At 66.4% G+C, this 23,961-nt stretch carries 26 protein-coding genes and 1 tRNA gene; 15 read left to right on the forward strand and 12 right to left on the reverse strand.

Annotated elements, in window-relative coordinates; translation table 11 throughout:
- Positions 1–122: 122 nt before the first annotated feature.
- Positions 123–917 carry a hypothetical protein gene (locus tag U4960_RS04305; protein ID WP_324262348.1) on the forward strand — a complete coding sequence of 265 codons (795 nt, stop codon included), beginning with the start codon at positions 123–125 and terminating at the stop codon, positions 915–917.
- Between the two features lie 7 nt (positions 918–924).
- On the opposite strand, the gene U4960_RS04310 is transcribed toward U4960_RS04305, so the two are convergent.
- Positions 925–1,179 (reverse strand): hypothetical protein, encoded by a 255-nt coding sequence (locus tag U4960_RS04310; RefSeq protein WP_324262349.1) that lies wholly within the window; start codon positions 1,177–1,179, stop codon positions 925–927.
- Positions 1,163–1,429 (reverse strand): hypothetical protein, encoded by a 267-nt coding sequence (locus U4960_RS04315; RefSeq protein ID WP_324262350.1) that lies wholly within the window; start codon positions 1,427–1,429, stop codon positions 1,163–1,165. Before U4960_RS04315 ends, U4960_RS04310 begins: the two co-directional genes overlap by 17 nt.
- A 290-nt stretch (positions 1,430–1,719) precedes the next feature.
- Between U4960_RS04315 and U4960_RS04320 the strand changes: the two genes are divergently transcribed.
- Entirely contained in the window at positions 1,720–2,172 is a 453-nt protein-coding gene (locus tag U4960_RS04320) for a tRNA (cytidine(34)-2'-O)-methyltransferase (RefSeq protein WP_324262351.1), read from the forward strand.
- 36 nt (positions 2,173–2,208) lie between these two features.
- Here the strand turns inward: U4960_RS04320 and U4960_RS04325 are convergent.
- Positions 2,209–2,295, reverse strand: a tRNA-Leu gene (locus U4960_RS04325).
- A 215-nt stretch (positions 2,296–2,510) separates the two neighbouring features.
- Here U4960_RS04325 and U4960_RS04330 point away from each other — a divergent pair.
- Positions 2,511–2,729 (forward strand): hypothetical protein, encoded by a 219-nt coding sequence (locus U4960_RS04330; RefSeq protein ID WP_324262352.1) that lies wholly within the window; start codon positions 2,511–2,513, stop codon positions 2,727–2,729.
- Positions 2,730–2,757: 28 nt separating this feature from the next.
- On the opposite strand, the gene U4960_RS04335 is transcribed toward U4960_RS04330, so the two are convergent.
- A complete protein-coding gene (locus U4960_RS04335) occupies positions 2,758–3,645 on the reverse strand; it encodes a zinc-ribbon domain-containing protein (RefSeq protein WP_324262353.1) in 888 nt (295 codons plus the stop codon).
- A 130-nt stretch (positions 3,646–3,775) separates the two neighbouring features.
- On the opposite strand from U4960_RS04335, the gene ftsE reads away from it, so the two are divergent.
- The 4 genes from ftsE to U4960_RS04355 are packed head-to-tail and all read left to right on the forward strand — an operon-like array spanning position 3,776 to position 6,657.
- A complete protein-coding gene (gene ftsE, locus U4960_RS04340) occupies positions 3,776–4,510 on the forward strand; it encodes a cell division ATP-binding protein FtsE (protein WP_324262354.1) in 735 nt (244 codons plus the stop codon).
- Complete coding sequence (locus tag U4960_RS04345) at positions 4,507–5,445, forward strand: cell division protein FtsX (RefSeq protein ID WP_324262355.1); 939 nt, start codon at positions 4,507–4,509, stop codon at positions 5,443–5,445. Before ftsE ends, U4960_RS04345 begins: the two co-directional genes overlap by 4 nt.
- Entirely contained in the window at positions 5,442–5,972 is a 531-nt protein-coding gene (locus U4960_RS04350) for a YdcF family protein (protein WP_324262356.1), read from the forward strand. The genes U4960_RS04345 and U4960_RS04350 overlap by 4 nt, the downstream gene beginning before the upstream one ends.
- A 7-nt stretch (positions 5,973–5,979) precedes the next feature.
- Positions 5,980–6,657 carry a lysophospholipid acyltransferase family protein gene (locus U4960_RS04355; protein WP_324262357.1) on the forward strand — a complete coding sequence of 226 codons (678 nt, stop codon included), beginning with the start codon at positions 5,980–5,982 and terminating at the stop codon, positions 6,655–6,657.
- Between the two features lie 6 nt (positions 6,658–6,663).
- Here the strand turns inward: U4960_RS04355 and U4960_RS04360 are convergent, their stop codons facing one another.
- Complete coding sequence (locus U4960_RS04360; RefSeq protein WP_324262358.1) at positions 6,664–7,575, reverse strand: prephenate/arogenate dehydrogenase family protein; 912 nt, start codon at positions 7,573–7,575, stop codon at positions 6,664–6,666.
- On the reverse strand, positions 7,572–8,687 hold the full coding sequence (locus U4960_RS04365; protein WP_324262359.1) for a pyridoxal phosphate-dependent aminotransferase: 1,116 nt from the start codon (positions 8,685–8,687) through the stop codon (positions 7,572–7,574). The genes U4960_RS04360 and U4960_RS04365 overlap by 4 nt, the downstream gene beginning before the upstream one ends.
- 96 nt (positions 8,688–8,783) lie before the next feature.
- On the opposite strand from U4960_RS04365, the gene metX reads away from it, so the two are divergent.
- Positions 8,784–9,884, forward strand: a complete 1,101-nt coding sequence (metX, locus tag U4960_RS04370) for a homoserine O-acetyltransferase MetX (protein ID WP_324263174.1) — start codon at positions 8,784–8,786, stop codon at positions 9,882–9,884.
- Positions 9,877–10,476, forward strand: a complete 600-nt coding sequence (gene metW / locus U4960_RS04375; protein ID WP_324262360.1) for a methionine biosynthesis protein MetW — start codon at positions 9,877–9,879, stop codon at positions 10,474–10,476. The genes metX and metW overlap by 8 nt, the downstream gene beginning before the upstream one ends.
- Positions 10,477–10,482: 6 nt before the next feature.
- Here metW and U4960_RS04380 read toward each other — a convergent pair whose 3' ends face one another.
- The 5 genes from U4960_RS04380 to U4960_RS04400 form a co-directional block, all read right to left on the reverse strand.
- Positions 10,483–11,043: a hypothetical protein gene (locus U4960_RS04380; protein WP_324262361.1), complete on the reverse strand. Its 561-nt coding sequence runs from the start codon at positions 11,041–11,043 to the stop codon at positions 10,483–10,485.
- Positions 11,040–12,383 carry a sensor histidine kinase gene (locus U4960_RS04385; RefSeq protein ID WP_324262362.1) on the reverse strand — a complete coding sequence of 448 codons (1,344 nt, stop codon included), beginning with the start codon at positions 12,381–12,383 and terminating at the stop codon, positions 11,040–11,042. The genes U4960_RS04380 and U4960_RS04385 overlap by 4 nt, the downstream gene beginning before the upstream one ends.
- Positions 12,383–13,069 (reverse strand): response regulator transcription factor, encoded by a 687-nt coding sequence (locus U4960_RS04390; protein ID WP_324262363.1) that lies wholly within the window; start codon positions 13,067–13,069, stop codon positions 12,383–12,385. Before U4960_RS04390 ends, U4960_RS04385 begins: the two co-directional genes overlap by 1 nt.
- Positions 13,070–13,149: 80 nt before the next feature.
- Positions 13,150–14,034, reverse strand: coding sequence for an SH3 domain-containing protein (locus U4960_RS04395; protein ID WP_324262364.1), 885 nt, complete (start codon positions 14,032–14,034; stop codon positions 13,150–13,152).
- A gap of 101 nt (positions 14,035–14,135) precedes the next feature.
- Complete coding sequence (locus U4960_RS04400) at positions 14,136–14,828, reverse strand: queuosine precursor transporter (RefSeq protein ID WP_324262365.1); 693 nt, start codon at positions 14,826–14,828, stop codon at positions 14,136–14,138.
- Positions 14,829–14,958: 130 nt separating this feature from the next.
- On the opposite strand from U4960_RS04400, the gene U4960_RS04405 reads away from it, so the two are divergent.
- The 6 genes from U4960_RS04405 (at position 14,959) to U4960_RS04430 (ending at position 23,660) form a co-directional block, all read left to right on the forward strand.
- Positions 14,959–16,272 (forward strand): NupC/NupG family nucleoside CNT transporter, encoded by a 1,314-nt coding sequence (locus U4960_RS04405; protein WP_324262366.1) that lies wholly within the window; start codon positions 14,959–14,961, stop codon positions 16,270–16,272.
- 19 nt (positions 16,273–16,291) lie between these two features.
- Positions 16,292–17,218, forward strand: a complete 927-nt coding sequence (locus tag U4960_RS04410; RefSeq protein ID WP_324262367.1) for an isopenicillin N synthase family dioxygenase — start codon at positions 16,292–16,294, stop codon at positions 17,216–17,218.
- Between the two features lie 247 nt (positions 17,219–17,465).
- Positions 17,466–20,933: a TonB-dependent receptor gene (locus U4960_RS04415; protein WP_324262368.1), complete on the forward strand. Its 3,468-nt coding sequence runs from the start codon at positions 17,466–17,468 to the stop codon at positions 20,931–20,933.
- 135 nt (positions 20,934–21,068) lie between these two features.
- On the forward strand, positions 21,069–21,791 hold the full coding sequence (locus U4960_RS04420) for a hypothetical protein (RefSeq protein ID WP_324262369.1): 723 nt from the start codon (positions 21,069–21,071) through the stop codon (positions 21,789–21,791).
- A gap of 43 nt (positions 21,792–21,834) precedes the next feature.
- Positions 21,835–22,863, forward strand: a complete 1,029-nt coding sequence (locus U4960_RS04425; protein ID WP_324262370.1) for a mannose-1-phosphate guanylyltransferase — start codon at positions 21,835–21,837, stop codon at positions 22,861–22,863.
- The gene (locus tag U4960_RS04430; protein WP_324262371.1) at positions 22,860–23,660 is read left to right on the forward strand and encodes a class I mannose-6-phosphate isomerase; all 801 of its coding nucleotides are present in this window, start codon (positions 22,860–22,862) and stop codon (positions 23,658–23,660) included. The genes U4960_RS04425 and U4960_RS04430 overlap by 4 nt, the downstream gene beginning before the upstream one ends.
- Here U4960_RS04430 and U4960_RS04435 read toward each other — a convergent pair.
- Positions 23,657–23,959 carry a polyhydroxyalkanoic acid system family protein gene (locus U4960_RS04435; protein ID WP_324262372.1) on the reverse strand — a complete coding sequence of 101 codons (303 nt, stop codon included), beginning with the start codon at positions 23,957–23,959 and terminating at the stop codon, positions 23,657–23,659. The genes U4960_RS04430 and U4960_RS04435 overlap by 4 nt on opposite strands.
- Positions 23,960–23,961 lie beyond the last annotated feature (2 nt).

Raw genomic sequence — 23,961 nt, forward strand, 5'->3', positions numbered from 1 at the left:
CAGGCTGGCCTCCTCGTCCAGCCGACATGTTGAATCAGAATTTCCCCCTGGTGGGAATCCCCCGGGTGATTCAATAAGATCGGATTATGCTCTAGACCGGAGAAGCTGAAAAAGAGAGTGACGTGGCCCGAACACCTGTCGATCGCCTTAAAGACTTGGTCCCTGCTCGCGTCAACGAGGAGGGCAGGATTTTTCTGTGGGATGAAAATGGCAAAAAAGGCCCGGAGATCGACCTGGTCAAATATGACCGTCCGCTCTCCCAGGTAAATATCAATATCGTTTCCATAAGTGATCGTGGCAGCGAAGAGCGGCGGGAATATATCAGCCATCTCTTTCCGTCTCGTCCGGTCCGGGATGTTTCCAGCTTTGATATTCAGGCCCTGTCTCAGGCGGTCGAATCGTACGACATGCTTGTTGTAAGCCTTGATGATATCGGGCGATTCAGGAAGGTGTTTGCCAAACCGGCTAAAACCCTGATCATGAACAAGATCTCAATCGCAGTCGGCACCCGCTTCAGTCCTGCCGACAGGGCGGTGCTGTTGAACTTCGGCTTTGACGATGTTTTCCAGCTAACGATGCCGCTTGAGGAGGCGATGGTCCGGCTGATGGGGATACTTGCCCGTCATCAGATCAATCAGTCGATACGATCGCGCTCCGAAGAGGTGAACCTGGACGAGTTCAGCGAGCAGCACGTGATCGGAATTCTGTCGTACAGTCAGAAACGGATCGTCAAGGAGCTATTGAAGCATGAAGGGTCGCCCGTAAAATTCAGCCAGCTGGCAACGTTCGATTATGTGACCCGGGAATACAATCTGAATGCCTTGCGAGTGGCGATAAGCGGCCTGCGTCGGCGATTGTTCAATTGCCGAATCCGCACCGTGAAGGGCATTGGCTACGCTCTGGACGTGTACCGGTAACGGCTGATCAGCACAGTACCGCGAGGCCGCCGGTAACGATCAATGCTGCCACCGCAGAACTTGCGATCAACTGCGCGCCCTCACTCCACAGGTCGAACGGCTTGATCCAGCGGTTCGCATAGCGCCGCCGCCGTAACTGGCGTGCCAGCTGGTCGGCCAGTTCGTAACGCTCCACCTGTTCAGCCATTGCGCGAATGTCACAAAGGCGATTCTTCTGTTCCCGTGTCAGCACGGAAATGTCGGGATCAGGAATCACAGACATTCTTCCTCAGCGTGCGTTGGCCCTTGAGTGTCAGCGCTGCTGCGCGGACGACAAAATGCCCCTCCCTGGTTCTGTCTATTTGTTCGAACATGAGTAGCCCTCCAAGCTGAAGGTCGCCGAGAAGTTCGATGACTTCCGGCCCGGTCCCGTGCGCTGGCGCAGGTACAAAGATGTCGCGTGCATTTGGCCAGGCTTCTCGCAGAACTTCGATGGCCGATGCCGCGTCGCGGGATATCAGGTCCTCGTCCATCTGCGTTCCCCTTGGTTGTTGCGGCGGAGCGATCTGTTCTTCGTTCCGCCGGACGAATGGACCCTGGCAGATTAGGTCTGGAGGTCCGGAAACCTTAAGCTCGCTTAAGTGAAGCGGCGCAGGCGAACGCCCGCGAGCTCTGAATCGGCGCGGGATTATCGCAGCAACCACGACGCCTTGCGCCGATGCTGCCTCGCCTGGGGGGCACTTCCCCACCTGTCGCCTGCCGCAGCTGGTCGTGCAAAACCGCCGCCCTTGATCGGGCGGAGCGCAGGCGCCATTGAACCGCGATGCGTCTTGCCCTGTACGAACCCGAGATTGCCGGCAATGTCGGCGCCGTGCTGCGCCTGGCGGCCTGCATGGGGGCCGCAGTCGACCTGATCGAGCCGATGGGGTTTATCTGGGATGACCGGCGGGTGCGGCGCGCGGCGATGGACTATATCGACCATGTCACCGTTACGCGGCACGCCGGGTTCGATGCCTTCCGCGCCGAGGCCGGGCCGCGCCGGCTGGTGCTGTTCACCACCAAAGCCGACGGCTCGCTCTACGATTTCGCCTTCCGGGCAGACGATGTGCTGCTGTTCGGCAAGGAAAGCGCGGGTGTTCCCCCGGCCGTGGCCGATCGGTGCGCGGCCCGGCTGCGCATTCCGATGCGCGCCGGGGTCCGGTCGATGAACCTGGCTTCGTCCGCTGCCGTTGCCCTTGGCGAAGCGCTGCGGCAAACCGGCGCTCTTCCCGAATAGGAACGCGGGGCCTTCCGATACCGGAATGTCAGGAGATGGTGCGGTCGAGAAGACTCGAACTTCCACGGGCTTTCGCCCACAACGACCTCAACGTTGCGCGTCTACCAATTCCGCCACGACCGCACACTAGTCAGGGCGAAAACGGTCGCCCTGCGGGGTAGGAGCGGGCCCCTAGCAAAGCGGTCATGGCCCCGCAAGCGACTTGTTGGCGCGATGCCCAAGCGCGGCTACGCTTGCAGCACCCTACGTAGTCACCTCTAGGTATCGGTCCGTGTCAGGCCGGTACAGGTCCGGCGAGCGGCTTGCCGAAGGTTTCTTGCCGTCCTCAACCATGAGGGGTGAGTAGCCTTGCTGTCCTTGCTCTGGTCGCAGCCCCGCTGGCGACTGCGGATAATCCGCCTGCCGGGGCGCCTGCCGGGGCTGTAGTGACTGCGCGGGCGTCGGCTACGATCGTGCGGGGAGCGGCGGTGCGTCAGTCCGGTCCGCCGCCGCAGGAAGGGCCTTCGGTCCAGATAACCCGCACAGCAGATGGCGAGGTGCTGGTCGAGTTCACCTGACCATTCTACCGGTTCGGCCGGGGCCGGGTCAGGACGGCTTCCAACCGAATTCGGCAAACTTGGCCGATTTGGGCACATCGGTCACCGCTTCGTCGATCCGCATCACTTCGCCGGGCGCCAGTGTCGGCTGGGGCGGGGCGACTTCCCACGAATAGACGATCCTTTCGCGCGCATCGCGCATCACGATCAGGATCGAGGGCACGGGCAGGGTCTCGCGCCCGGTGTTGGTGATCGTGCCGCTGGCGCCGAAGAACTCGGTCTGGTTGGGCAGGGTGCGCCGGTCCTGCTGGTCGGCCGGGAAATCGAGCACCAGATCGCGGTTGCCCGCGGCAAAGGTCGGGCGGCTGACCGGCACCCAGTCCGGCAGGCCCCAATAACTTGCGGCCAGCACCGTTCCCGTCGCGAGCAGGGCGAAAGCGACCCCGGCGGCGGTCCACAACTTGAGCGGGTTGCGGCGCGGGCGGAACGGCGGCTCGGCATCGAACGGGCTGTGGCCATCGTCGTCGGCATCGTCCGCGTCGCGGAAAGAACGGAACGGGGCGCTCTCTGCCTCGACCACGCTTGGCGCGCTGGCGGGATAATCAACCTGCGGCGGCGGAGGGGCCGGGGGCGAAAGCGGCGCCGTGTCAGCCACCGTGTCAGCCACCGGGGCAGCCATCGTGTCAGCCACCGGGGCAGGCGCAGCAGGGTCCACCCCGGGAATCGGCGTCTGCGTGTGCGGCGGCATCGGCTCCGGCGCAGTCGCCCGCTCTGGCGGGAGTGCAATATCCGGGCCCTGCTGGAACCAGCTGTGGCGGCATTTGGCGCAGCGGACGGTGCGCCCGTCCACGCCGACGGCGCTGTCAGGAACGACATAGCGCGTGGAACAGGCGGGGCAGGCGATGATCATGGTAACCACCGGCTTTATGCCTGCCATTCCGATGCAACAAGGCTTCGTGGAGGGGGAGGGCGGCAGACGGTGGCTTTTTTCCACATCGAAGCCTCGCTATAGCCCCTCCACCCATGCTCAAGCCCCGCAACTTCCCGGTCCAGGTGCGCCACCCACGATGAGCGGCGCCGATGATGAAGTCGTCAACTTCGACAACGTCGGGCTGCGCTATGGTGCCGACCGCGAAGTGCTGAGCAATGTGTCGTTCACGCTCTATCCCGGCAGCTTCTATTTCCTGACCGGCGCCAGCGGCGCGGGCAAGACCTCGCTGCTGAAGCTGCTTTACCTCGCGCAGCGCCCCTCGCGCGGGGCGATCCGGATGTTCGGCACCGATGTGATCACCCTGCCGCGCAAGCGCCTGCCATCGTTCCGGCGGAGGCTGGGGGTGGTGTTCCAGGATTTCCGGCTGGTGCCGCACCTCAGCGCGTTTGACAATGTCGCCCTGCCGCTGCGCGTTTCGGGCGTGCGCGAAGGCGATCTGGCCAAGCCGGTGAACGACATGCTAGACTGGGTCGGCCTGTCGAACCGCAAGGATGCGCGGCCCGCCACACTGTCGGGCGGAGAGCAGCAGCGGGTGGCCATTGCCCGCGCGGTGATCGGCCGGCCCGACATGCTGGTGGCGGACGAGCCCACCGGCAACGTCGACCCTGAGATGGCGCTCAAATTGCTGCGCCTGTTCGAGGCGCTGAACCGGCTCGGCACGACCGTGGTGGTGGCGACTCACGACGTCCACCTGCTGCGCAAGGTGCCCGATTCGCTGATCATGCGGCTGGACAAGGGGCAACTGGCCGATCCGACCGGCGCGCTGCGCTATCCACCGCGCCCGGCCCGGCGTGACGGGGGGGCAGCATGAGCGAAGCCCGTCCTCCGGCCATCGGGCGCACGGTGGCGCGCGGCTTCTCTCCCTTCGCGGGAGAGCGGGCGGCGCAGCTGGTGCCCCATTCGCGGCTTGCCGGGCCCATGCCCTGGGTGATCGCGATCATGGTGGCGTTGACGGTGATTGCGGCGGCTGGCGGGCTGGCGCTCAGCAACCTGGCGCGCGAGGCACGGGCCGAGCTGTCGGGCGGGGTGACCGTGCAGATTGTCGAGGCCGTGCCGCAGGAACGCGAGCGGCAGGCTGCGGCAGCAGAGCAGATCCTGGCAGAGCACCCTGCGGTCGGCGGGTTGAAGCGGGTCTCCGATGCCGAGCTTGACCGCCTGCTGGAGCCCTGGCTGGGCGTGGGCGAAGAACTGGAAACCGTGCCGATCCCGGCACTGATCGATGTGCGTCTTGTCGGGGATGCTGATCGCGCCACCCTGACCGAGCTGCAGCAAAGCCTGCTGGCCCAGGCACCGGGCGCCCGGGTCGATGCGCAGGCGGGCTGGCTTGGCCCGGTGTTCTCCGCGATTGCCTCGCTCCAGTGGCTGGCGCTGGCGCTGGTGATCCTGCTGGCCGCGACCAGCTCGGCGGCGGTCTGGCTGGCGGCGCGCAGTGCGCTCGGGGCCAACCGCGAGACCATCGAGATCGTCCACCTGCTGGGCGGAACAGACAGCCAGATCGCCCGCATCTTCCAGCGTGCGGTCGGCTTCGATGCCACGCTGGGCGGGACCGTTGGACTCGCCCTGGGGCTGGCCGGGGTTCTGGTGCTGGGCCAGCAGTTTGCCGCCCTGGGGGCAGGATTGATGGGCGGCGCGGGGCTGACCTGGCTGGACTGGATCCTGCTGGCACTGGTCCCGGTAGCGGCGGTCGCCATCGCCATGCTGACTGCGCGGATGACCGTGCTGTCTGCCTTGAGGACCATGCTGTGATCCGCCGGCTCTTCGCTGCCTTGCTGGTGCTCTGGGCAATCGGGTTCCTGTGGTTCGCCACGACCCTGCCGCGTCCGGCCGGACGGACGCAGACCGATGCGATCATCGTGCCGACCGGAGCGGCGGGCCGGATCGAGCGCGGTCTGAACGTGCTGGAGCGTGGCGATGCCCGGACCATGCTGATAACCGGGGTGGACCGTGAGGTGCGTCCCGGCGAATTTGCCGCCGAGTTTGACGTTCCGGCCCCGGTGATGGACTGCTGCGTCACGCTGGGGTTTGCTGCGGTCGATACCCGCAGCAACGCCGCCGAAACCGCGCAGTGGGTGCGCCAGAACAAGGTCGGCTCGTTCCGGCTGGTGACCACCGACTGGCATATGCGCCGCGCCGCAGGCGAGTTGGAGCGGACCCTGCCCCCGCAAGTGGTGGTGGTGGAGGATGCGGTTGTCTCGGAGCCGTCGCTCAGGATACTGTTCGTCGAGTACCACAAGCTGCTGGCGAGCACGCTGGCCCGCAGCTTGCCCGGATGACCCGCCGATGCTGATCCTGCGCAACCTTGCTTTCTACGCCAGCTTTTACCTGCTGAGCCCGTTCTATGTGCTGGCGGCGCTGGCGATGGCACCGTTCGGGCGCAAGGCCTTGCGCACGGTGGTGGGCAAGTGGTCACGCTTCCACCGCGATTGCCTGCGCCTGGCCGGTATTCGCGTGGTCGAGGAAGGCGTGATGCCCGAAGGGGCCGTGCTGTTCGCCATCCGGCACGAAAGTTTCTTCGAGGCGATCGACGCACCGGGGATGTTCTCCAATCCGGCCCCTTTTGCCAAGCAGGAGCTATCCTGGATTCCCGGCTGGGGGCTCGCCGCATCGTGGTATGGCATGGTCTGGGTGGCACGGGATCAGGGCGCGAGCGCCTTGCGGACGATGGTGCGCGAGGCCCGATCACGGGCAGCGGACGGGCGCCCGCTGGTGATTTTTCCCGAAGGCACCCGGATGCCCCATGGGGAGCCGGGCAAGCTGCAGGCGGGCTTTGCCGGGATCTACAAGATGCTCGGCCTGCCAGTCATCCCGGTCGCGGTGAACAGCGGCCCCCTCTATCACCGGCGGCTGAAAAAGCCCGGCACCATCACTTACCGCTTCGGGGAACCGATTCCGCCGGGCCTGCCGCGCGAGGAAATCGAAGCGCGGGTGACCGAGGCGATCAACGCGCTGAACCGTTGAGCAGGGCTAGTCCGCCACGCTTCCACGCCCGAAGTCGGGCCGGGCATCGTCCTGGCCCTGCTCGATGATCGAGCGGCGGATTTCGCGGGTGCGGGTGAACAGGTCGAACAGCTGCTCGCCGTCGCCATTGCGGATCGCCCGCTGGAGCGCGGTCAGGTCTTCGCTGAAGCGGCCCAGCACTTCCAGCACTGCCTCGCGGTTGCTGAGGAACACGTCGCGCCACATGGTCGGGTCGGACGCGGCTATGCGGGTGAAATCTCGGAAGCCCCCGGCGGAATACTTGATCACCTCGCTCTGGGTCACGTCCTCGAGGTCACTGGCGGTGCCGACGATGGTGTAGGCGATCAGGTGCGGGATATGGCTGGTCACCGCCAGCACCAGATCGTGATGGGCCGCATCCATCCGCTCTACCTTGGCGCCGAGCGCCTCCCACAAGGTGGTCAGCGCGGCGACCGCCGCTTCCGGTGCATTCGGGGCGGGGGTGAGGATGCACCAGCGGTGGCGGAACAGGGTAGCGAAGCCAGCCTCGGGGCCGCTCTGCTCGGTACCCGCCACCGGATGGGCGGGGATGACAATGTGGTCTGGCAGTGCTTCCGCCAGCACGCGGGCGACCGACAGCTTCGATGAGCCGACATCGCTGATGATGGCATGGGCGGGCAGGTCTGCGGCAATGTCTCGCGCCGCCTGCGCCATTGCGCCCACCGGCACGCACAGGACGACAAGGTCGGCCGCCGCGACAGCCTCGGTCGCGCTCCCGCAGACTGTCCCCACCAGTTGGCGCTCTTGCGCCCTCAGCCGCACCGCCGGGTCGGCATCGTACCCGGTGGTCACCACTTCAGGCAGGCAGTCGCGCAGGGCGAGGCCGAGCGAGCCGCCCAGCAGCCCCAGGCCAATGATCGCGACGCGCTCGATGGTCATCCCGCCTGCTCCGCCGACGCGCGGATGATCCGGGCGATGTCGGCCATCTGGGCATGGGTGCCGATGGTGATCCGCAAGGCCTGGGGCAGGCCCTGGCCGGGCAGGTGACGCACCGCGTAGCCGCCATCGGCCAGCGCCGTCAAAGCATCCGCCGCGCTGAGCGCGCCTTCGAACAGCACCAGCAGGAAATTGCCCTTGCCCGGTACTGGCCGGATGCCGTGGTTGCCGAGTGCAGCCATGGCATCACTGAAGCGGGCCAGTTCAGCGGCGTTGTGCGCGCGGCTGGCCGTAACGAAATCCTGATCGCCAAGCGCCGCCAGCGCGGCAGCCTGGCCGCCTTCGGTCAGGTTGAACGGCCCGCGAATGCGGTTGAGCGCATCGACCAGTGCGGGGGCACCAGTCGCCCAGCCGACCCGGACCCCGGCAAGCCCGTAGATCTTCGAAAATGTGCGGGTGACGAGCACGTTGTCATGCACGGCTGCCAGTTCCAGCCCGCCATCGTCTTCGTCCGGTGCGAGATATTCGGCATAGGCCTGGTCGACCACCAGCAGGACATCGGCTGGAAGGCCGGCGTGCAGGCGGGCGATCTCGCTGCGCGGCAGGAAAGTGCCAGTCGGATTGTTGGGGTTGGCGACGAACACCACCCGTGTCCTGCCGGTGACCGCGCCGAGCAGCGCATCGACGTCGGTGGCGAAATCCCGGTCGGGTGCTTCCACCGGGGTCGCGCCGCAGCGCCGCGCGGCGATATCATAAACCGAAAAGCTGAACCGGCTGAACAGCACCTCGTCATCCGGCCCGGCAAAGGCCTGGGCGGCCAGATTGAGCAGCTCGTCCGACCCCGTCCCGCACACGATCCGCGCCGGATCGACTTTGTGCACCGCCCCGATTGCATGGCGCAGGGCGCGCGAATCGGGGTCAGGATAGGTCGCAGGCGTGCCCGCTTGCGCCAGGGCAGCGAGCGCCACCGGACTGGTGCCGAGCGGGTTCTCGTTCGCCGACAGCTTGACCAGCGGCTTGCCATCCGCACCGGTCGCCTTGCCCGGGACATAGGCATGGATTGCGGCGATCCAGGGTTTGATTTGGGGTGCTTGGGCCATGACGAGCGCGCGCATAGCCGCTCGCCGCGGCAAATCGAAGCAATTCCTGTTTTGCCCCACCCTTTGCCAGAGTTGACAGCGCCCGGTGCTGCGCCCAAGTCCGCCGCCGCCATGAACGCCGCCCTGCCGCACCGGACCTGCCGCCTGCCTGCGCCCCTGCCGCTCGACAGCGGGCAGGTGCTCGAAGGGGCGGAGATCGCCTACGAAACTTATGGCGAGCTGGCAGCTGACAAGGGCAATGCGATCCTCGTCTGCCACGCCCTGACCGGCGACCAGTACCTGGCCAGCCCGCACCCGATCACCGGCAAGCCGGGTTGGTGGGAACGGATGGTCGGCCCCGGCAAGCCGATCGATACGGACCGGTTCCACGTGGTCTGCGCCAATGTGATCGGCAGTTGCCTCGGCTCGACCGGGCCGGCCAGCCTCGCCCCGGATGGCGCGCCGTACGCGATGCGCTTCCCGGTCATCACCATTCGCGACATGGTGCGGGGCCTCGTCGGCCTGCTTGACGAACTTGGCATTGCGCGGCTGCATACGGTGGTGGGCGGCTCGATGGGCGGGATGCAGGCGCTCAGCCTCGCCGCCAACTGGCCAGACCGTGCCGCGCGGGTGCTCGCCATTGCCACCACAGCGCGCCACTCGGCCCAGAACATCGCCTTTCATGAAGTGGGGCGCCAGGCCATCATGGCCGATCCTGCCTGGCAGGGCGGGGACTATTACGGCAAGGGCGCTTCGCCCGACGCCGGGTTGTCGGTGGCGCGGATGGCAGCGCACATCACCTACCTCTCCGAAGAGGGCCTGACCGAGAAGTTCGGCCGCCGCCTGCAGGACCGGGAGGCGAAATCGTTTGGCTTCGATGCCGATTTCCAGGTCGAAAGCTACCTGCGCTATCAGGGCAGCGGGTTTGTCCAGCGGTTCGATGCCAACTCCTACCTCTATATCACCCGGGCGATGGACTATTTCGACATTGCGGAAGAGCACGGCGGCCTGCTGGCAACGGCCTTCGCGGGCACAGGTGCGCGGTTCTGTGTGGTCAGCTTCGATTCGGATTGGCTCTACCCGACCGCGGAAAGCCGCCACGTGGTCCATGCGCTCAACGCGGCCGGGGCGCCGGTCAGCTTTGTCGAACTGTCCGCCCCGTTCGGGCATGACAGCTTCCTGCTCGACGTGCCTGCGCTCGACCGGGTGATTGCGGGCTTCCTCGATGGCTGAGGCGCTGCGTCCCGACCTTGCGGCCATTGCCGCGCGGGTGCCGCAGGGTGCCCGTGTGCTCGACGTTGGCTGCGGCGATGGTGCCTTGCTGGAGAGCCTCCGGCAGGAGCGCGGCGTCGATGCGCGGGGGATCGAGATCGACGGCGCGCTGGTGGAGCGGTGCGTGGCGCGCGGGCTCAGCGTGGTACAGGGCGATGCCGACCGCGACCTGACATTCTATCCCGACGGCGCCTTCGACGTCGCCATTCTCAGCCAGACGCTGCAGACCGCGGCCCGGCCCGATCACATGCTGGCCGAACTGCTCCGGGTCGGCCGCCGGGCCTTCGTCAGCTTCCCCAACTTCGCCTACTGGCGGATGCGCTGGTCGCTGCTCAGCCGCGGGCGGATGCCGGTGACCCGCCACCTGCCGGTCAGCTGGTACGCAACCGCCAATATCCACCACGTCACGGTGAAGGATTTCGAGGAGCTGGCCGACGCCCTCGGCATCGCCATCGAGAACCGCTGGTTCTTCACCCGCGAGCGCGAGGTTTCGCCCACTGGTGCCAACTGGCGGGCCGAATATGCCCTGTTCGAAGTCAGCCGGAAGGCCTGAGGCGGGCTACTCGACCACCAGGTAATAGGCGCGCGCCTGACGTGAGGTGTTGCGCAGGGTGATGGCGTAGCGTTCGGTAAAGACCGGTGTCCAGCGGCAGCGCGCTGCGCTTTCGCACACGGTCGTTCCCGAAGCCGAAACCACCCGCAGCGCCGGCGCATTGCCCGCAGGCGAGGATACTGCGATCACCGCTCTTCTGCCGGACAGGAACGTCTGGGTCAGCTCCAGTTCGCTGTCAGCGGCCAGGGTGCCGCGCCGATAGGCCGGGCCTAGGGCACGCCCGCGAAAGGGGATGGCCTCGCTGCCGGTGCTCGCCCGCCATGCCGCCACCGGGTCTTCACCGGCGTCTTGCGCCGGACGCGCGCCAAGCGCCTCCAGCCGGGCGACGCGGCGGGCGAGTGCGCTGGTCCTGCCTGCCCCGGCATCGGCTTCGGCCCCGGCCAGCAGCGCGGCGACGGTCTCCGCCAAGGCGGCAGGCTCTTCGGCCGCTGCGGTGCGCGGGGGTTCGGACGCCGCACAGGCGGCCAGGAGCAGGGCGAGCAGGCCTGCGAGGGCTGGGCGGGTCATGGGCGGTCCTCTGGCTGGAGCCGGAAATGCGCGCCTTCCCGGCTGGGCACAAGGGTGAGCGACAAACCGTGCCGCTGGGCGATCGCCCGCGCGAGGGCGAGGCCGAGACCGGCCCCGCCCTTCGTATCGCCGTGGGCGCGGCCGAACCGGGCAAAAACCGCTTCGCATTCGGCGGGCGGGATGCCGGGGCCGCTGTCCTCGACCGAGAGGCGCGGGCCCGGTTCCAGCGTCAGCCGGATCGCGCCGCCCTCAGGCACGTACTTGAAGGCATTATCGAGCAGGTTGGTGACCAGCCGGGCAAGTTGCATTTCCTCGCCCGGCAGGGTGACATCGGGGGCGATCGTACATTCGAACCGGTGGCCCGATTCCTCCGCGCTGTCGGCATAGAGATCGCCGATCCTGCGGACCATCGCGCTGAGATCGACCGGCTTCAATCCGCTCCGGTCGCCGATCTTGGCCTCGCTTGAGGCAATGTCGAGCAGCGATTCGAGCAGAGCGACGAGCGCGCGGATATCACCCCGTGCAGCGCCGAGCGCCTCGGCTGCGCCCGGCTCGGTGCTGGTGCGCGCCAGCTTCACCAGCCGGGTATCGAGGTGCATCAGCGGCGTGCGGATTTCGTGCGCGATCTGGTCCGCCGTGTCGCGGTGGGCCTGGGCGAGGCGCGCGGTCTGGGCCAGGGCATCGCCGCTGTGGCGGGCCAGTTCGCCGATCTCGTCGCGCCTGCCTTCGTCGACGGCAAGCGCGGCAATCGCTTGCGGCTCGCGGCGGCGGAAGGCCTGGTTGAGGCGCTCGATCCGCCGGTTGAGGCTGCGCGCGGTCAGCCAGCCGAGCAGGGCGACGCTGGCGACTGCGGCAAGACCAGCGAACAGGAAGCCGAAGGCGAGCCGCCGCAGCAAAGCCGCCGTTGCGCGATCCTCGCGGGCTACCAGCAGGCGCAGGTCAGGGCCGAGCTGGGTTGCCCGCGCCTGTGCTTCGCCCCCGCCGGGCAGGGCAATCCGCTGGCTTTCCGAAATGCGCGCATTGAGCCCGGGCCACTGGTCAAGGTCGCCGGCCAGCCGCTCGCCACCGGGTCCCAGGAGAAGATAATGCGGCCGGTTCTCCCCGCTCGGCACCAGTTCCAGCCGATCGCGAATGCGGGCGATCAGCTCCGCCTGCCCGCCGCTGGCGTGGATATCGGCCAGACCGGCCAGGTCGACATCGACCGCCCGCTCCAGTGCGGCATCGCCGGTCGCCCGTACGGTCCAGTGGGCCAGGGCCCACAGGAGCGCGACCAGCAGCACCGATACCAGTGTCGCACCCAGCGTGATCCGCCCGAAGATGGAATGGGTGCGTCTTTCCATCAGCGCCCGTCGAGCAGGCGGTAGCCCGTGCCCCAGATCGTCTCCAGCGCGGGTGTGGCAAAGCCATCCTCCAGCTTGCGCCGGAGCCGCCCGATACTGACATCGACCACATTGGTCTGCGGGTCGAAGTTCATGTTCCACACATCGCGCAGCAGCATTTCGCGGGTGATCACCTCGCCTGCGTTCTCGATGAAATAGCGGAACAGCTCGAACTCGCGCGGGCTGAGGGCCAGGTGCCGGTTGGCGCGGAACGCGGTGCGCGCTTTCACATGGCATTCGAACGCGCCGTAGATGATGACCGCGCTGTGTTCGCGCCCGGACGAGCGCCGATGCAATGCGCGCAGCCGGGCGAGCAGCTCCTCCGCCTCGAACGGCTTGGCAAGGTAATCGTCGGCCCCGGCGTCCAGCCCTTCAGCCCGGTCGGAGGTCCGACCGAGGGCCGAGAGCATCAGCACTGGCGTACCGACGCCGCTTTCGCGCAGCCGCTGGAGGATGGTCAGCCCGTCGACATCGGGCAGCATCCGGTCAAGGATGATGACGTCGAACTTGTCCATCCCGGCGCGGAGGAGCCCGGCGCTGCCAGTGCATTCCCAGGTGATCCGGTCACCCTGGCGGTGGGCGAGTTCGATCACCTCGCCCGCCACCCGCGCATCGTCTTCGACATAGAGGATCGTCAGCGCCGCCATGGTTTCCGTCCGTGGCGATGGTTGCACGGCGGCGGGCTGCCCGCAAGCACCCGCCGACACGCTCTGGAGCAACTGCCCGCTCATCCCAGATATTCTACCGAGACCCAGCCCCTGGTGCCGAAGCTGTCCTCGACTTCGATGAACAGGCCATCGCGCTTGCCCGTGGGGGTGAGGGTGGTGCCGGCCCGCAGCTTGCGCACTTCGGCGGCGCCGGCAGCAGGCGCGGCCCGCATGGTGGTCTCGGACACGACGCTGGCCCCGGCTGCGGCGGGTGCGGCAGCTTTGGGCGCCTGCGCCAGGGCCGGGCCTTGCGCCGCCACTGCGTTGAACGCGATGATGAAGGCTTCGGCCAGCATCTTGCCGTCCTTGCTGGTGCCATAGCCCGCGTTTTGCACGCCCTGGGCCCACCCGCCCCCTACACCACCGGCACCGCCAAGGGTCAGCGAGCTTTTCCGCACTTCGCCGGAGCCGGTGGCGATGGTCTGGCCGGTGGCTGGGCTCAGCACCTTGATCCCGGCGGCGACGATCTTCTTCTTGCCGCCCAGCCCGCCGAATGCGCCCAGCAGCGCGCCGCCCATCGGCACGCGGGTCAGCAGCGAACCGGCAGCGCCGGAGCGGATCAGCCCTTCGGTTGCGGCCGACTTGGCGAGGTCGATCGACTTGTCGACTTCCTCGGCATCGCCGGCAATCACGTTGAGCAGGAAGTCGGCCGGCTTGCCGCCGGCCGGATTGTGCGGGGTGAAGCAGCCCGATTCCATGGCGAGGGCATTGATCAGTTCGCGCGGGCTCGAGAGGCCGTACTTGGTCCAGCCCTGGGTATCTCCCTCGACCACGGCGATGGTGCCATAGGCCTGGGTGCAGGTGGTCAGCTGCACGGGTTCCTTGCCCTTCTTCTGGGCAAGGGCGGGGCTGGATGCGCCCATTATCAGCGCGGCAGTGGCGAGAGCGGAAACGGTCTTGTTCATGGCAACCTCCTGTTCGGGATGGTTGCCAATGTGACGGTGCGGGGCGCTGCGTCCCACACACCAAGCCTGTCAGGGAGATGACAAGTGCGGTTAGGGCGGTGTCAGCGCTCTGCCGACCGGTCCAGCCAGCGCGCGAATGCAACCCCGCCGCTGATCAGGAACGGCACCAGCACGATGCTGAGCACGACCTTTGCGATCACCTGCCCGATCAGGAGGTTGGTGATCGGGAACAAGCCATAGAACGCCAGAGTGATGAAGATGACGGAATCGACCGCCTGGCTGAGCGCCGATGCAATGGCCCCGCGCACCATCAGACCCAGCTGGGAGCCTTCGCGCGCGCCGGACAGCTTGTCGAAAATCCACACGTTAAGCAGCAGCGAGACGATATAGGCCGCCGGCCCCGCCGCCCAGACCCGCCACACGGTGTTGTGTACCCGCTCGAACGCGGCAAGATCGTCTGCCCGGCCCGCTACCATTTCGGTGGAGGCGGGCAGGTTGAGCACCAGTTGCATCAGCAGCGAAGCGATCAGCAAGGGCAGGAAGCCCCACCACACGATCCGTTTCGCCAGCGCCGTGCCGTAAAGCTGGGCCACGGTGCTGGAAATCACCACCAGCAACAGGAAAGCGAAGATGCCGGCCTCGACCGCCAGGTCGGTCGGCGGGAGCTGGACCTGCTTGAACGCCAGCACGCCTGCCAGCACGGTCATCCCGCCATAGAGCATGAGGTAGACGAGCAGGCCGCGGGGGGTAGTAGCGGCGGCGGATTGCCCGGGGCGTGCATTGGTCAGGTCCATCCCGGCTGACTATGGCGGCGGCTGGGAAAAGGAAAGCCACCGTTTTTCGTGTTCCCCCGTTTGACGAAGCCGCGCGCAAAGGGGCATGAGACGCGGCGACGTCACCACCCGCCTTGCATGAAGGGGCTCCATGCACCCGATCCTCACCAGTCTCATCGGCATTGTCGCAATTCTCGGCATCGCCTTCCTGCTCTCGACCGGCAAGCGCCGGATCAGCCTGCGGGTGGTTGGCGCGGCCTTTGCGCTGCAGGCGCTTATGGCGCTGCTGGTGCTGCGCACACCATGGGGCGTTAGCGCGATCCAGGGGCTGTCCAACGGGGTGATTGCACTGCTCGACTATTCCAAGGTGGGGATTTCGGCGGTGTTCGGGCCGATGGACGCCAACCCGTTCGTCAACACGTTCGTGATCGCGGCGCTGCCGGTGATCGTGTTCTTCGCCGCGATTGTATCGATCCTCTACCACTGGGGCGTGATGCAGCGGCTGGTGCGCTGGGTCGGCGGGGCGATCGGCTGGATTACCGGGATAAGCAAGGTCGAGGCCCTGGGTGCTGCCGCCAACATCTTCGTCGGCCAGTCGGAAAGCCCGCTGGTGGTGCGGCCCTATCTGGCGGCGCTCTCGCCCAGCCGCCTGTTTACCCTGATGACGGTCGGCATGGCCGGGGTCGCGGGCACCATCCTGGCGGCCTACGCCAGCTTCATCGGTGAAGATGCGGTGCCGTTCCTGCTCGCCGCAGCCTTCATGTCAGCCCCCGGCGGCATCCTGATGGCCAAGATCATCATGCCTGACGACGAGGGCGAGCCCGCGCCCGAGGGCCGGATCGTGCTGCCCGATGCGCGGATCAGCGCCGAAGGACCGGCCGCGATCACCGAAGGCACCAAGGCGCATGAAGTCGAGGTTGCCGAAACCTTCGAGGAAGGGCATCGCCCGGCCAACCTGATCGAGGCGGCGGCGCAGGGCACCCAGACCGGGGTCAAGCTGGCGGTTGCCGTGGGCGCGATGGTGATGGTGTTCGTGGCGCTGGTGGCGCTGGCCAACGGCATTCTGGGCGGCATCGGCGGCTGGGTCGGTTATCCAGAACTGACCTTCCAGCAGATCCTGGGCTGGGTGTTCGCCCCGGTCATGTACCTGATCGGGATTGCCGACTGGCAGCAGGCCCAGATCGCGGGCGGGCTGTTCGGCACCAAGATCGTGCTCAACGAATTTGTTGCCTTCATCGAACTGGGTCAGCTCGAAGGGCTGACCGAGCGTAGCCGGGCGATCGTCACCTTTGCGCTGTGCGGCTTTGCCAATTTCAGCTCGATCGCGATCCAGATGGCGGTGACCGGCGGCCTCGCTCCCAACCAGCGCCCGGTGATCGCGCGGCTCGGCCTGCGGGCACTGGCAGCCGGGAGCCTCGCCAACCTGATGAGCGCGGCGCTGGCGGGGCTGTTCCTGCCGCTGTGACGGTTGTATGGGGCGCGGCATGACAGTCGCATCCGTTTCCATCGCCCGCCCGCTGCCGCAGATCGCCGACGAACTGGGGCAGAGTTTCGCCGAATACGGCTTTGCCATCATTCGCGACCACGGCATCCCCCAGCCGCTGATCGACCGGGCGCAGGCCATGGCCAAGGCGTTCTTCGACCTGCCGGAAGAAACCAAGCGCGCCTACCACAAGCCGGGCGGCGGCGGTGCGCGGGGCTACACCCCGTTCGGCACCGAGAAGGCCAAGGATGCCGAGGTGTTCGACCTCAAGGAATTCTGGCACGTCGGCCGCACCCTGACGCCGGGCGACCCCTTGGAGGAGTTCATGCCGCCCAACGTCTGGCCGGGCGAGATCGAGGGTTTCCGCGAAACGTTCGAATCGCTCTACCGGGAGTTCGAGCTGGCAGGCGACCGGATCCTGCGCGCCATCGCGCTGCATCTGGGCCTGGCCGAAGACTGGTTCGTTCCGACGGTCGACCAGGGCAATTCGGTCATGCGCCTGCTGCACTATCCGCCCCTGCCGGAAAGCGCGCCTGCCGGCGCGGTGCGGGCTGCCGCGCATGGTGACATCAACACCATCACCCTGCTGCTCGGGGCTGAGGAAGCCGGGCTGGAGCTGCTGACCCGGCAGGGCGAGTGGCTGCCGGTCCAACCGCCTGAAGGTGCCCTGGCGGTCAACATCGGCGACATGCTCGACCGGCTGACCAATTCGCGCCTGCGCTCCACCACCCACCGGGTGGTCAACCCGAGTGGTGAGGCAGCCCGGCGCTCGCGCTATTCGATGCCGTTCTTCCTCCACTTCCGGCCGGACTTCGTGATCGAAACGCTGGACTCGTGCATCGATCCCGAATCGGCTGACGCGCCTCCTGAACCGATTTCGAGCCACGAGTTCCTGCTCCAGCGCCTGCGCGAGATAAATCTCGCCTGAACGGGCGACTGACCGCCGGAAAAAACGCCCCACCGCAGAATCTTATCCTCTGTTGCAATGCAGCAACAGTGGTTAAGTTGTTGTATATATATCCAAAAGTGCTGCCGCTCCGGTCCCGGCCCAATCGTCTCGTCGTTTGTCATTCGGCGGTAACAAAAGATACTTCTGTGCGTAGCGCATCGCCCGTAACGGGCCAGCATCCAGTTTACGCCTCCATGTTCTTGACCACCGAGGGATAACCTTAATCATGAAGCTCAAGTATCTCCTGGCCGCCAGCGTAGTCAGCCTTTCGGCTGCCGTTGTCCTCCCCGCTCCTGCCGCCGCGCAGCAGATTACCTCTTCGATTCAGGGCACCGTTCAGGATGATGCCGGCGCCCCGCTCGGCGGCGTGACCGTGGTCGTGACCGACACCCGCACCGGCGCCTCGCGCACCACGGTGACCGGTACGGACGGCCGTTTCTCGGCGCAGAACCTCGTGGTTGGCGGCCCCTACACCGTGGCGGTCAACGCCGACGGTTACGAAGGCCAGACCGTGGGTGAACTGTTCACCTCGCTCCAGGGCGCGACTGACCTTACCTTCACGCTGTCCTCCGGCGCGGGCGAAATCGTCGTGACCGGCAGCCGCGTGCAGGTGACCCAGCTGGCCGTCGGCCCGGGCACCAGCTTCGGCCTCGAAGTGCTGGAGAGCGCGCCCAGCTTCAACCGTGACATCCGTGACATTATCCGCCTCGATCCGCGCGTCAGCCTTGACCGCGAAGATGCCGCCACCGGCGGTTCGGGCGCTGACCGCATCAGCTGCCTTGGCGGCAATGATCGCGGCAACGCCTTCACCGTCGACGGCATCAGCCAGGGCGATATCTTCGGCCTTAACGACACCGGCTTCAGCTCGCGCAGCTCGACCCCGATCCCGTTTGACGCTGTGCGTGAAACGCAGGTCCAGTTTGCGCCGTTCGATGTCGATTACGGCCAGTTCACCGGTTGCGCGATCAACGTCGTCACCAAGTCGGGCACCAACGATTACCAGTTCGGCGGTTTCTTCGAATATTCGGACAATGGCCTGCGCGCCAACAACCTCGTGTCGAAGGGCCGCACCAGCCAGGTTGCGCCGATTGAGCCGGAAAAGCGCTGGGGCGTCTATCTCGGCGGCCCGGTCATCAAGGATCGCCTGTTCCTGTTCGGTGCCTACGAGCACCAGGAAGCAGGCCAGTCGCAGGATTTCGGCCCTGACGGGGCAGGTTTCCCGAACCCGCAGATCGGCATCTCGATCGACCAGTTCAACGACGTGCGCGAGGTGCTGAACGATGTCTATGGCATCGATACCGGAGACGTCGTGACCAGCCGTCCGTTCACAAATGACCGCTATTTCGTTCGCGGCGACCTTCAGATCACTGACGATCACCGCCTTGAGGCGACCTACCAGCGCCTTGAGGAAGGCACCACTCTGCCTGATGACCTGTTCTCGGGCAACAACCCGCAGGCAGTGGGCCGCAACACCTTCCGCATCAGCGGCACCGAGTCCAACTACTATTCGGCCCGTCTTTTCTCGCAATGGAATGACCGCCTTTCGACCGAGCTGCGTTATTCACGCGCGGACATCCAGGATCTCCAGGATCCGATCGGCGGCGGTGAAGCGCAGTCGGCCAACCCCATCCCGCGTATTATCGTCGGCATCGACAACCCGACCGGGATTGACGGCACCGTCCTGGCCGGGCCCGGCAACTCCCGCTCGGGCAATGATCTGAAGACGAAGGTCGACCAGTTCCGGGCGGCAGCGAACTTTGATGCTGGTGCACACCGGATCAAGATCGGTGCCGAAGTCAGCAAGGTCTCCTTGTTCAACCTGTTCGTCCAGAATGCTACCGGCACGCTGGTGTTCCGCAACATCGACGATCTGCGGGCAGGCCTGCTGTCGCCAGGCAGCACCGGCACCACTTCGACCCTGCCGGGCAACGTGGTAGCCGGCCGCACCCTGGGCGCATTTGGCAATTTCTCGGCTACAGGTGATGTGAACGATGCCGCCGCCAATTTCGGTCGCGTGGCCTATTCGGTGTTCGCCCAGGACGAATGGGAGATCAACGATCGCCTCGATGCCGTGATGGGCCTTCGCGTGGACTGGTATGATGGCGGCGCGCCCTCCATCAACCCCAACTTCGTGGACCGCTATGGTTTCGGCAACAACACCGGGTTCAGCGCTCTTGAACCGATCGTGATGCCGCGCTTTGCGCTGACCTACGATCTGGACGATTTTGCCGTATTCTCCCGCGCCCAGCTGCGTGGCGGCGTCGGCATCTTCTCGGGCGGCGATCCGCTGGTGTGGTTCAGCAATGCGTTCTCGAATGACGGCCGCGGTTTCGCCCAGGGCGGTACCAATGATGCGCCGTGCCCGGCTGGCCAGATCGACGTGGTCGTCAATGGCCAGTTCACCGGCGTACCGAGCTGCTTCCAGGCAGCCGGTTCGGCGCGTGCTGCTGCTGGTCTGGGGGATACCCAGTCGATCAGCCCCGACATCAAGATGCCCAGCGTGCTGCGCGCCAACATCGGCTTCGCATCGGACCTGAACTTCAGCGAAACCGGCTTCTTCAGCGGCTGGAACCTGGTGCTGGATTACATCTACAGCAAGACCCGCAACCCCTTCACGGTGGTTGACCTGTCGCAGACGGTCAATCCGGCGCTCGGGGTCAACGGCTTCACCATCGACGGTCGTCCGATCTACCGCGCGATCGACCCGACGGTGGCTGGTTGCAACGCGGAACTGGTGGGCCTCAATCCGGGGCCGGTGTACCAGGGCGTTACTTCGGCCTGCTTCAACACCGGTCGTGACGACGAACTGATGCTGACCAATGCGGGCAGCTTCGAAAGCCACATCGCTTCGGTTATCCTGTCGAAGCGGTTTGACGGGGGCCTGTTCACCGAAGGTGGCTCGGTCGACTTCAACCTGGGCTATGCCTACACCGACTCGCAAGACCGGCGTAACATGCTGAGCTCGACCGCCGGATCGAACTATGACTCGACCGCTGCGTTCGACCGGCAAAATCCGGAAGCCACACGTGGCTTCTATGCCTCGAAGCACAACATCACCTCGCGGCTCTCATTCAGGGAAGAGTTCTTCGGTGACCTCGCGAGCCGTTTCTCGGTGTCGTTCGTTGCCCGTTCGGGCCGTCCCTACAGCCTGACCTTCACCGGTGGTGGGACGTTCAACGACAGCGCTTCCGGTAACGACAACGCGCTGGCCTATCTGCCGACCGGCCCGAACGATCCGAACGTTTCGCCCAGCTCGAACATGGGTGCAGTGCAGGCGCTGGCCGATTTCGCCAATGGTCTCGATTGTGCGCGCGAGTTCGTCGGTCGTTCGGTGACGCGTAACCACTGCGAAAACGACTGGTATTTCGACATGGATCTGTCGATTTCGCAGGAAGTGCCCGGCCCCGGCCGACTGTTCGGACGGGATGACAAGCTGCGGCTCTACGCCACCGTCGACAACTTCCTCAACATGCTCGATTCCAGCTGGAACGTGCAGACCCGGCGCAATTTCGCCGGCTTGCAGGATGTCGCCTCGGTGTCTGGCGTCGATGCCCAGGGCCGTTACATCTTTACCAGTGCGGCCGGGATTACGCCGGACGCAACCACCGGGCTGTCCTCTTTTGACAACGACAACTTCGTCAACGTCAGCTCTTCGGCATGGCGGATCAAGGTTGGCGTGAGCTACGACTTCTAAGTCAGGCGCTACCTTACGAGCAAAGCAGCGGCGGGGCCCCTCTGGGGCTCCGCCGTTTGCTTTTGTGGTACGGGGATTTTGCACTGGGCGGATCGGGCGCTAGAGTTGCGGCCGAAACCAGCGGGAAAGGTCGCCATGCCCGAAAGCGCCAACTACGCCAGCACCCGTCGTCGCCCCCGTCCGGCGCTGATCGTGGTGATCGTGCTGGCGCACCTGCTTGCCATCTACGGTTTGACCCGGGTGTTTGCGCCGGGGGTTGTGGCCTCGGTGGAGGAAGCAGTGGTCGCCGCTTTCACCGTCACCATCACCGCCCCGCCTGAACAGGAGCCGGAACCCGAACCCGATGCCGGCGCCGCGGGCGAGCAAGGCGTGGAAGCCGTGCCCAAGCCGGTCACCGCCCCGCCGCCAAGGCTGCCGGTGCCGCAGACCACGCCCGTTCCGCGCGCTTCCTCCACCGGAGCCGCCAACACATCAGGCGCGCGCGACAGCGGTGAGGGCACCGGCGCCGGGGGCGATGGGCTGGGGACGGGCAGCGGCGCGGGCGGAGGCGGGCAGGGCGGCGGAATCGCGGCGAGGCCGTCGGTCCGCTCCGGCGAGCTCAACCAGGCACGCGATTTCCCGGTGCCTGAAGGCGGACGGCAGGCGCGTTTCGGCAAGTCGGTGACAGTGGTGTTCACAGTCACGGCCGACGGCCGGGCGCGCGATTGTGCGGTTGCGAGCACCCAGGTCGATCCGGACACCACCGCGCGGGTCTGCCCGCTCGTGGTCGAGAAGATCCGCTTCAACCCGGCTACGCGGGCTGATGGTACGCCGGTCGAGGCGCGCTATGGCTATCGGGTTGATTTTCGGCCGTTATGAGCCTGCTACGAGATGGTAACCGGCCTGTGTTAGCGGTGCCGGCATGAGCGCGATTGTTCCGGTTATTCTGTGCGGCGGCAGCGGCACCCGCCTGTGGCCCCGCAGCCGCAAGGCACGGCCCAAGCCGTTCCTGCCACTGGTGGGCAGCCGCACGCTGTTCCAGCAGGCGCTCGACCGGTGCGGCGATCCGGCACTGTTCGGCCCGCCACTCGTGGTGGCGGGCGAGGCCCACGTGCCTTTGATCCGCGAGCAGGGCGGGGCGGGCTTGCGGATTGCAGTCGAGCCGGCCGCCCGCAACACCGCGCCGGCGATTGCCCTGGCGGCTGCGCTGCTCGATCCCGACGACGTTCTGCTGGTCTGCCCGAGCGATCACCATATTGCCGATATCGCCGCCTTCCGTGCCGCGGCGCTGGCCGCAGCCGAGCTGGCCCGGCAGGATTGCATGGTCGCCTTCGGCATTGCGCCGGACCGGCCCGAGACCGGCTATGGCTATATCCTGCGCGGAGCACGGCTCGATGGCGGGTTCCGGGTGGAGCGGTTCGTGGAGAAGCCTGACCGCGCCACTGCCGAGGGCTTTCTCGCCCAGGGCGGCTATAGCTGGAACGGGGGAATCTTCGCCTTTCGCGCAAGCGCCTTCCTGGCCGAACTGGCTGCGCATCGCCCGGGCATGGCCCGGCTGGTGGGCGAGTCGGCGGAGCAAGGGGGCTGGGCTGACGCCAGGTTCGATCCCGCCGCTGCGCCCTGGCAAGCCATCAAGGGGGAGTCAGTCGATTACGCGGTCATGGAGAACACGGCCCGCGCCGCAATGGTCCCGGCCGATCTGGGCTGGTCCGACATCGGCAGCTGGCAGGCGCTCCACGCGGCCCGTGGCGGCGATGCGGCGGGCAATCACGTGACCGGGCGCGCAGACCTGCTCGACTGCCGCAATGTGATGGTGGACAGCGACGGGCCGCGCGTCTCGGTCGTGGGGCTGGAGGGTGTGATCGTGGTCGTCGACGGCGACGAAATCCTGGTCACCAGAGCCAGCGGTGCGCAGCTGGTGGGCAAGCTGCCGGGCCCGAACGCGCCATGACCGCGAAGCTGCTGCCAACCCGTACCGTAGCCAAGCCCTGGGGCTGCGACACCCTGCCCGCGCCGTTTGCCGCCCCTGCAGGCGAGCGGATCGGCGAGATCTGGTTCGAGCCGGATGCGGCTTTGCCCGACCTGTTGGTGAAATACCTTTTCACCTGCGAGAAGCTGTCAGTCCAGGTCCACCCCGGCGATGCGCAGGCTCCGTTTGGCTCGCGCGGCAAGGAAGAGTGCTGGCTGGTGCTCAATGCCGAGCCGGATGCCCGCCTTGCAATCGGCTTCCGTGAGCCGGTCAGCGCCGAAGCGATGCACGCCGCCGCTCTGGACGGGTCGATCGAACACCTGCTGGAATGGCATGGCGTGCAGGCTGGCGATTTCTTCTACCTGCCCGCCGGCACCGTCCACGCGATCGGGCCGGGCCTCGCACTGATCGAAATCCAGCAGAACAGCGATATTACCTACCGCCTCTACGACTACGGCCGGCCGCGTGAGCTGCATCTCGACGAGGCAGTGGCAGTGGCCGCGGGCGAACCCCATCCGCCCGCCATGAGGCGGCGGCTTGGCGAGCAGGAGAGCGCGGTGCTGGTCGACGGCCCGCACTTCCGGCTGGAGCGGCTCTGCGGCCTGCCTGACGCGGGGCTGGCGGCGCGCTTTCCCGCAGCGGCACTGGTGGTGCCGGTTCGCGGCAACGTGACGGCAGGCGGGTTGGCGGTGGCGGCAGGACAATGCGCGCAAGTTTCATCCCTGCGGGACATCGGGTTCGACCCCAAGGGAGAAGCGCTGGTCGCCGCGCCGATCTAGCCCTTGGCGATCAGCTTCTGGCCCTGCTGGCGAATGGCGCCGGAAATCATCGGCTCCATGAAGGCAAGCATGCCCGGTAGTTCGAGATCGATCACCAGTTCGGTGTCACCGATGTCAATGCCGCCGGTCAGTTTCTGACCCATGGCGCTGATCGTCATCGCCATGCGGTCCTCGCTCGGCCAGCTGGTCTCGACCTCGGCCATGCCGCCGGGCACATGGTCGGCGATTTCATGGCTGCGGCTCTTCAGCCGTTCGCGCACCACCGCGCGGTCGAGTTCGTGGGGGATCGCAACGCGCATGG

Source organism: Altererythrobacter sp. H2 (assembly GCF_035319885.1).
Classification (GTDB): Bacteria; Pseudomonadota; Alphaproteobacteria; order Sphingomonadales; family Sphingomonadaceae; genus 34-65-8.

Bases quoted from the DNA above. Each gene is read 5' to 3' on its own strand.
- U4960_RS04310 (WP_324262349.1), bottom strand. From the start codon at position 1,179: ATGTCTGTGATTCCTGATCCCGACATTTCCGTGCTGACACGGGAACAG.
- U4960_RS04315 (WP_324262350.1), bottom strand. From the start codon at position 1,429: ATGGACGAGGACCTGATATCCCGCGACGCGGCATCGGCCATCGAAGTT.
- U4960_RS04320 (WP_324262351.1), top strand. From the start codon at position 1,720: ATGCGTCTTGCCCTGTACGAACCCGAGATTGCCGGCAATGTCGGCGCC.
- U4960_RS04335 (WP_324262353.1), bottom strand. From the start codon at position 3,645: ATGGCAGGCATAAAGCCGGTGGTTACCATGATCATCGCCTGCCCCGCC.
- ftsE (WP_324262354.1), top strand. From the start codon at position 3,776: ATGAGCGGCGCCGATGATGAAGTCGTCAACTTCGACAACGTCGGGCTG.
- U4960_RS04345 (WP_324262355.1), top strand. From the start codon at position 4,507: ATGAGCGAAGCCCGTCCTCCGGCCATCGGGCGCACGGTGGCGCGCGGC.
- U4960_RS04355 (WP_324262357.1), top strand. From the start codon at position 5,980: ATGCTGATCCTGCGCAACCTTGCTTTCTACGCCAGCTTTTACCTGCTG.
- U4960_RS04360 (WP_324262358.1), bottom strand. From the start codon at position 7,575: ATGACCATCGAGCGCGTCGCGATCATTGGCCTGGGGCTGCTGGGCGGC.
- U4960_RS04365 (WP_324262359.1), bottom strand. From the start codon at position 8,687: ATGCGCGCGCTCGTCATGGCCCAAGCACCCCAAATCAAACCCTGGATC.
- metX (WP_324263174.1), top strand. From the start codon at position 8,784: ATGAACGCCGCCCTGCCGCACCGGACCTGCCGCCTGCCTGCGCCCCTG.
- metW (WP_324262360.1), top strand. From the start codon at position 9,877: ATGGCTGAGGCGCTGCGTCCCGACCTTGCGGCCATTGCCGCGCGGGTG.
- U4960_RS04380 (WP_324262361.1), bottom strand. From the start codon at position 11,043: ATGACCCGCCCAGCCCTCGCAGGCCTGCTCGCCCTGCTCCTGGCCGCC.
- U4960_RS04385 (WP_324262362.1), bottom strand. From the start codon at position 12,383: ATGGAAAGACGCACCCATTCCATCTTCGGGCGGATCACGCTGGGTGCG.
- U4960_RS04390 (WP_324262363.1), bottom strand. From the start codon at position 13,069: ATGGCGGCGCTGACGATCCTCTATGTCGAAGACGATGCGCGGGTGGCG.
- U4960_RS04395 (WP_324262364.1), bottom strand. From the start codon at position 14,034: ATGAACAAGACCGTTTCCGCTCTCGCCACTGCCGCGCTGATAATGGGC.
- U4960_RS04400 (WP_324262365.1), bottom strand. From the start codon at position 14,828: ATGGACCTGACCAATGCACGCCCCGGGCAATCCGCCGCCGCTACTACC.
- U4960_RS04405 (WP_324262366.1), top strand. From the start codon at position 14,959: ATGCACCCGATCCTCACCAGTCTCATCGGCATTGTCGCAATTCTCGGC.
- U4960_RS04410 (WP_324262367.1), top strand. From the start codon at position 16,292: ATGACAGTCGCATCCGTTTCCATCGCCCGCCCGCTGCCGCAGATCGCC.
- U4960_RS04415 (WP_324262368.1), top strand. From the start codon at position 17,466: ATGAAGCTCAAGTATCTCCTGGCCGCCAGCGTAGTCAGCCTTTCGGCT.
- U4960_RS04420 (WP_324262369.1), top strand. From the start codon at position 21,069: ATGCCCGAAAGCGCCAACTACGCCAGCACCCGTCGTCGCCCCCGTCCG.
- U4960_RS04425 (WP_324262370.1), top strand. From the start codon at position 21,835: ATGAGCGCGATTGTTCCGGTTATTCTGTGCGGCGGCAGCGGCACCCGC.
- U4960_RS04430 (WP_324262371.1), top strand. From the start codon at position 22,860: ATGACCGCGAAGCTGCTGCCAACCCGTACCGTAGCCAAGCCCTGGGGC.
- U4960_RS04435 (WP_324262372.1), bottom strand. From the start codon at position 23,959: ATGCGCGTTGCGATCCCCCACGAACTCGACCGCGCGGTGGTGCGCGAA.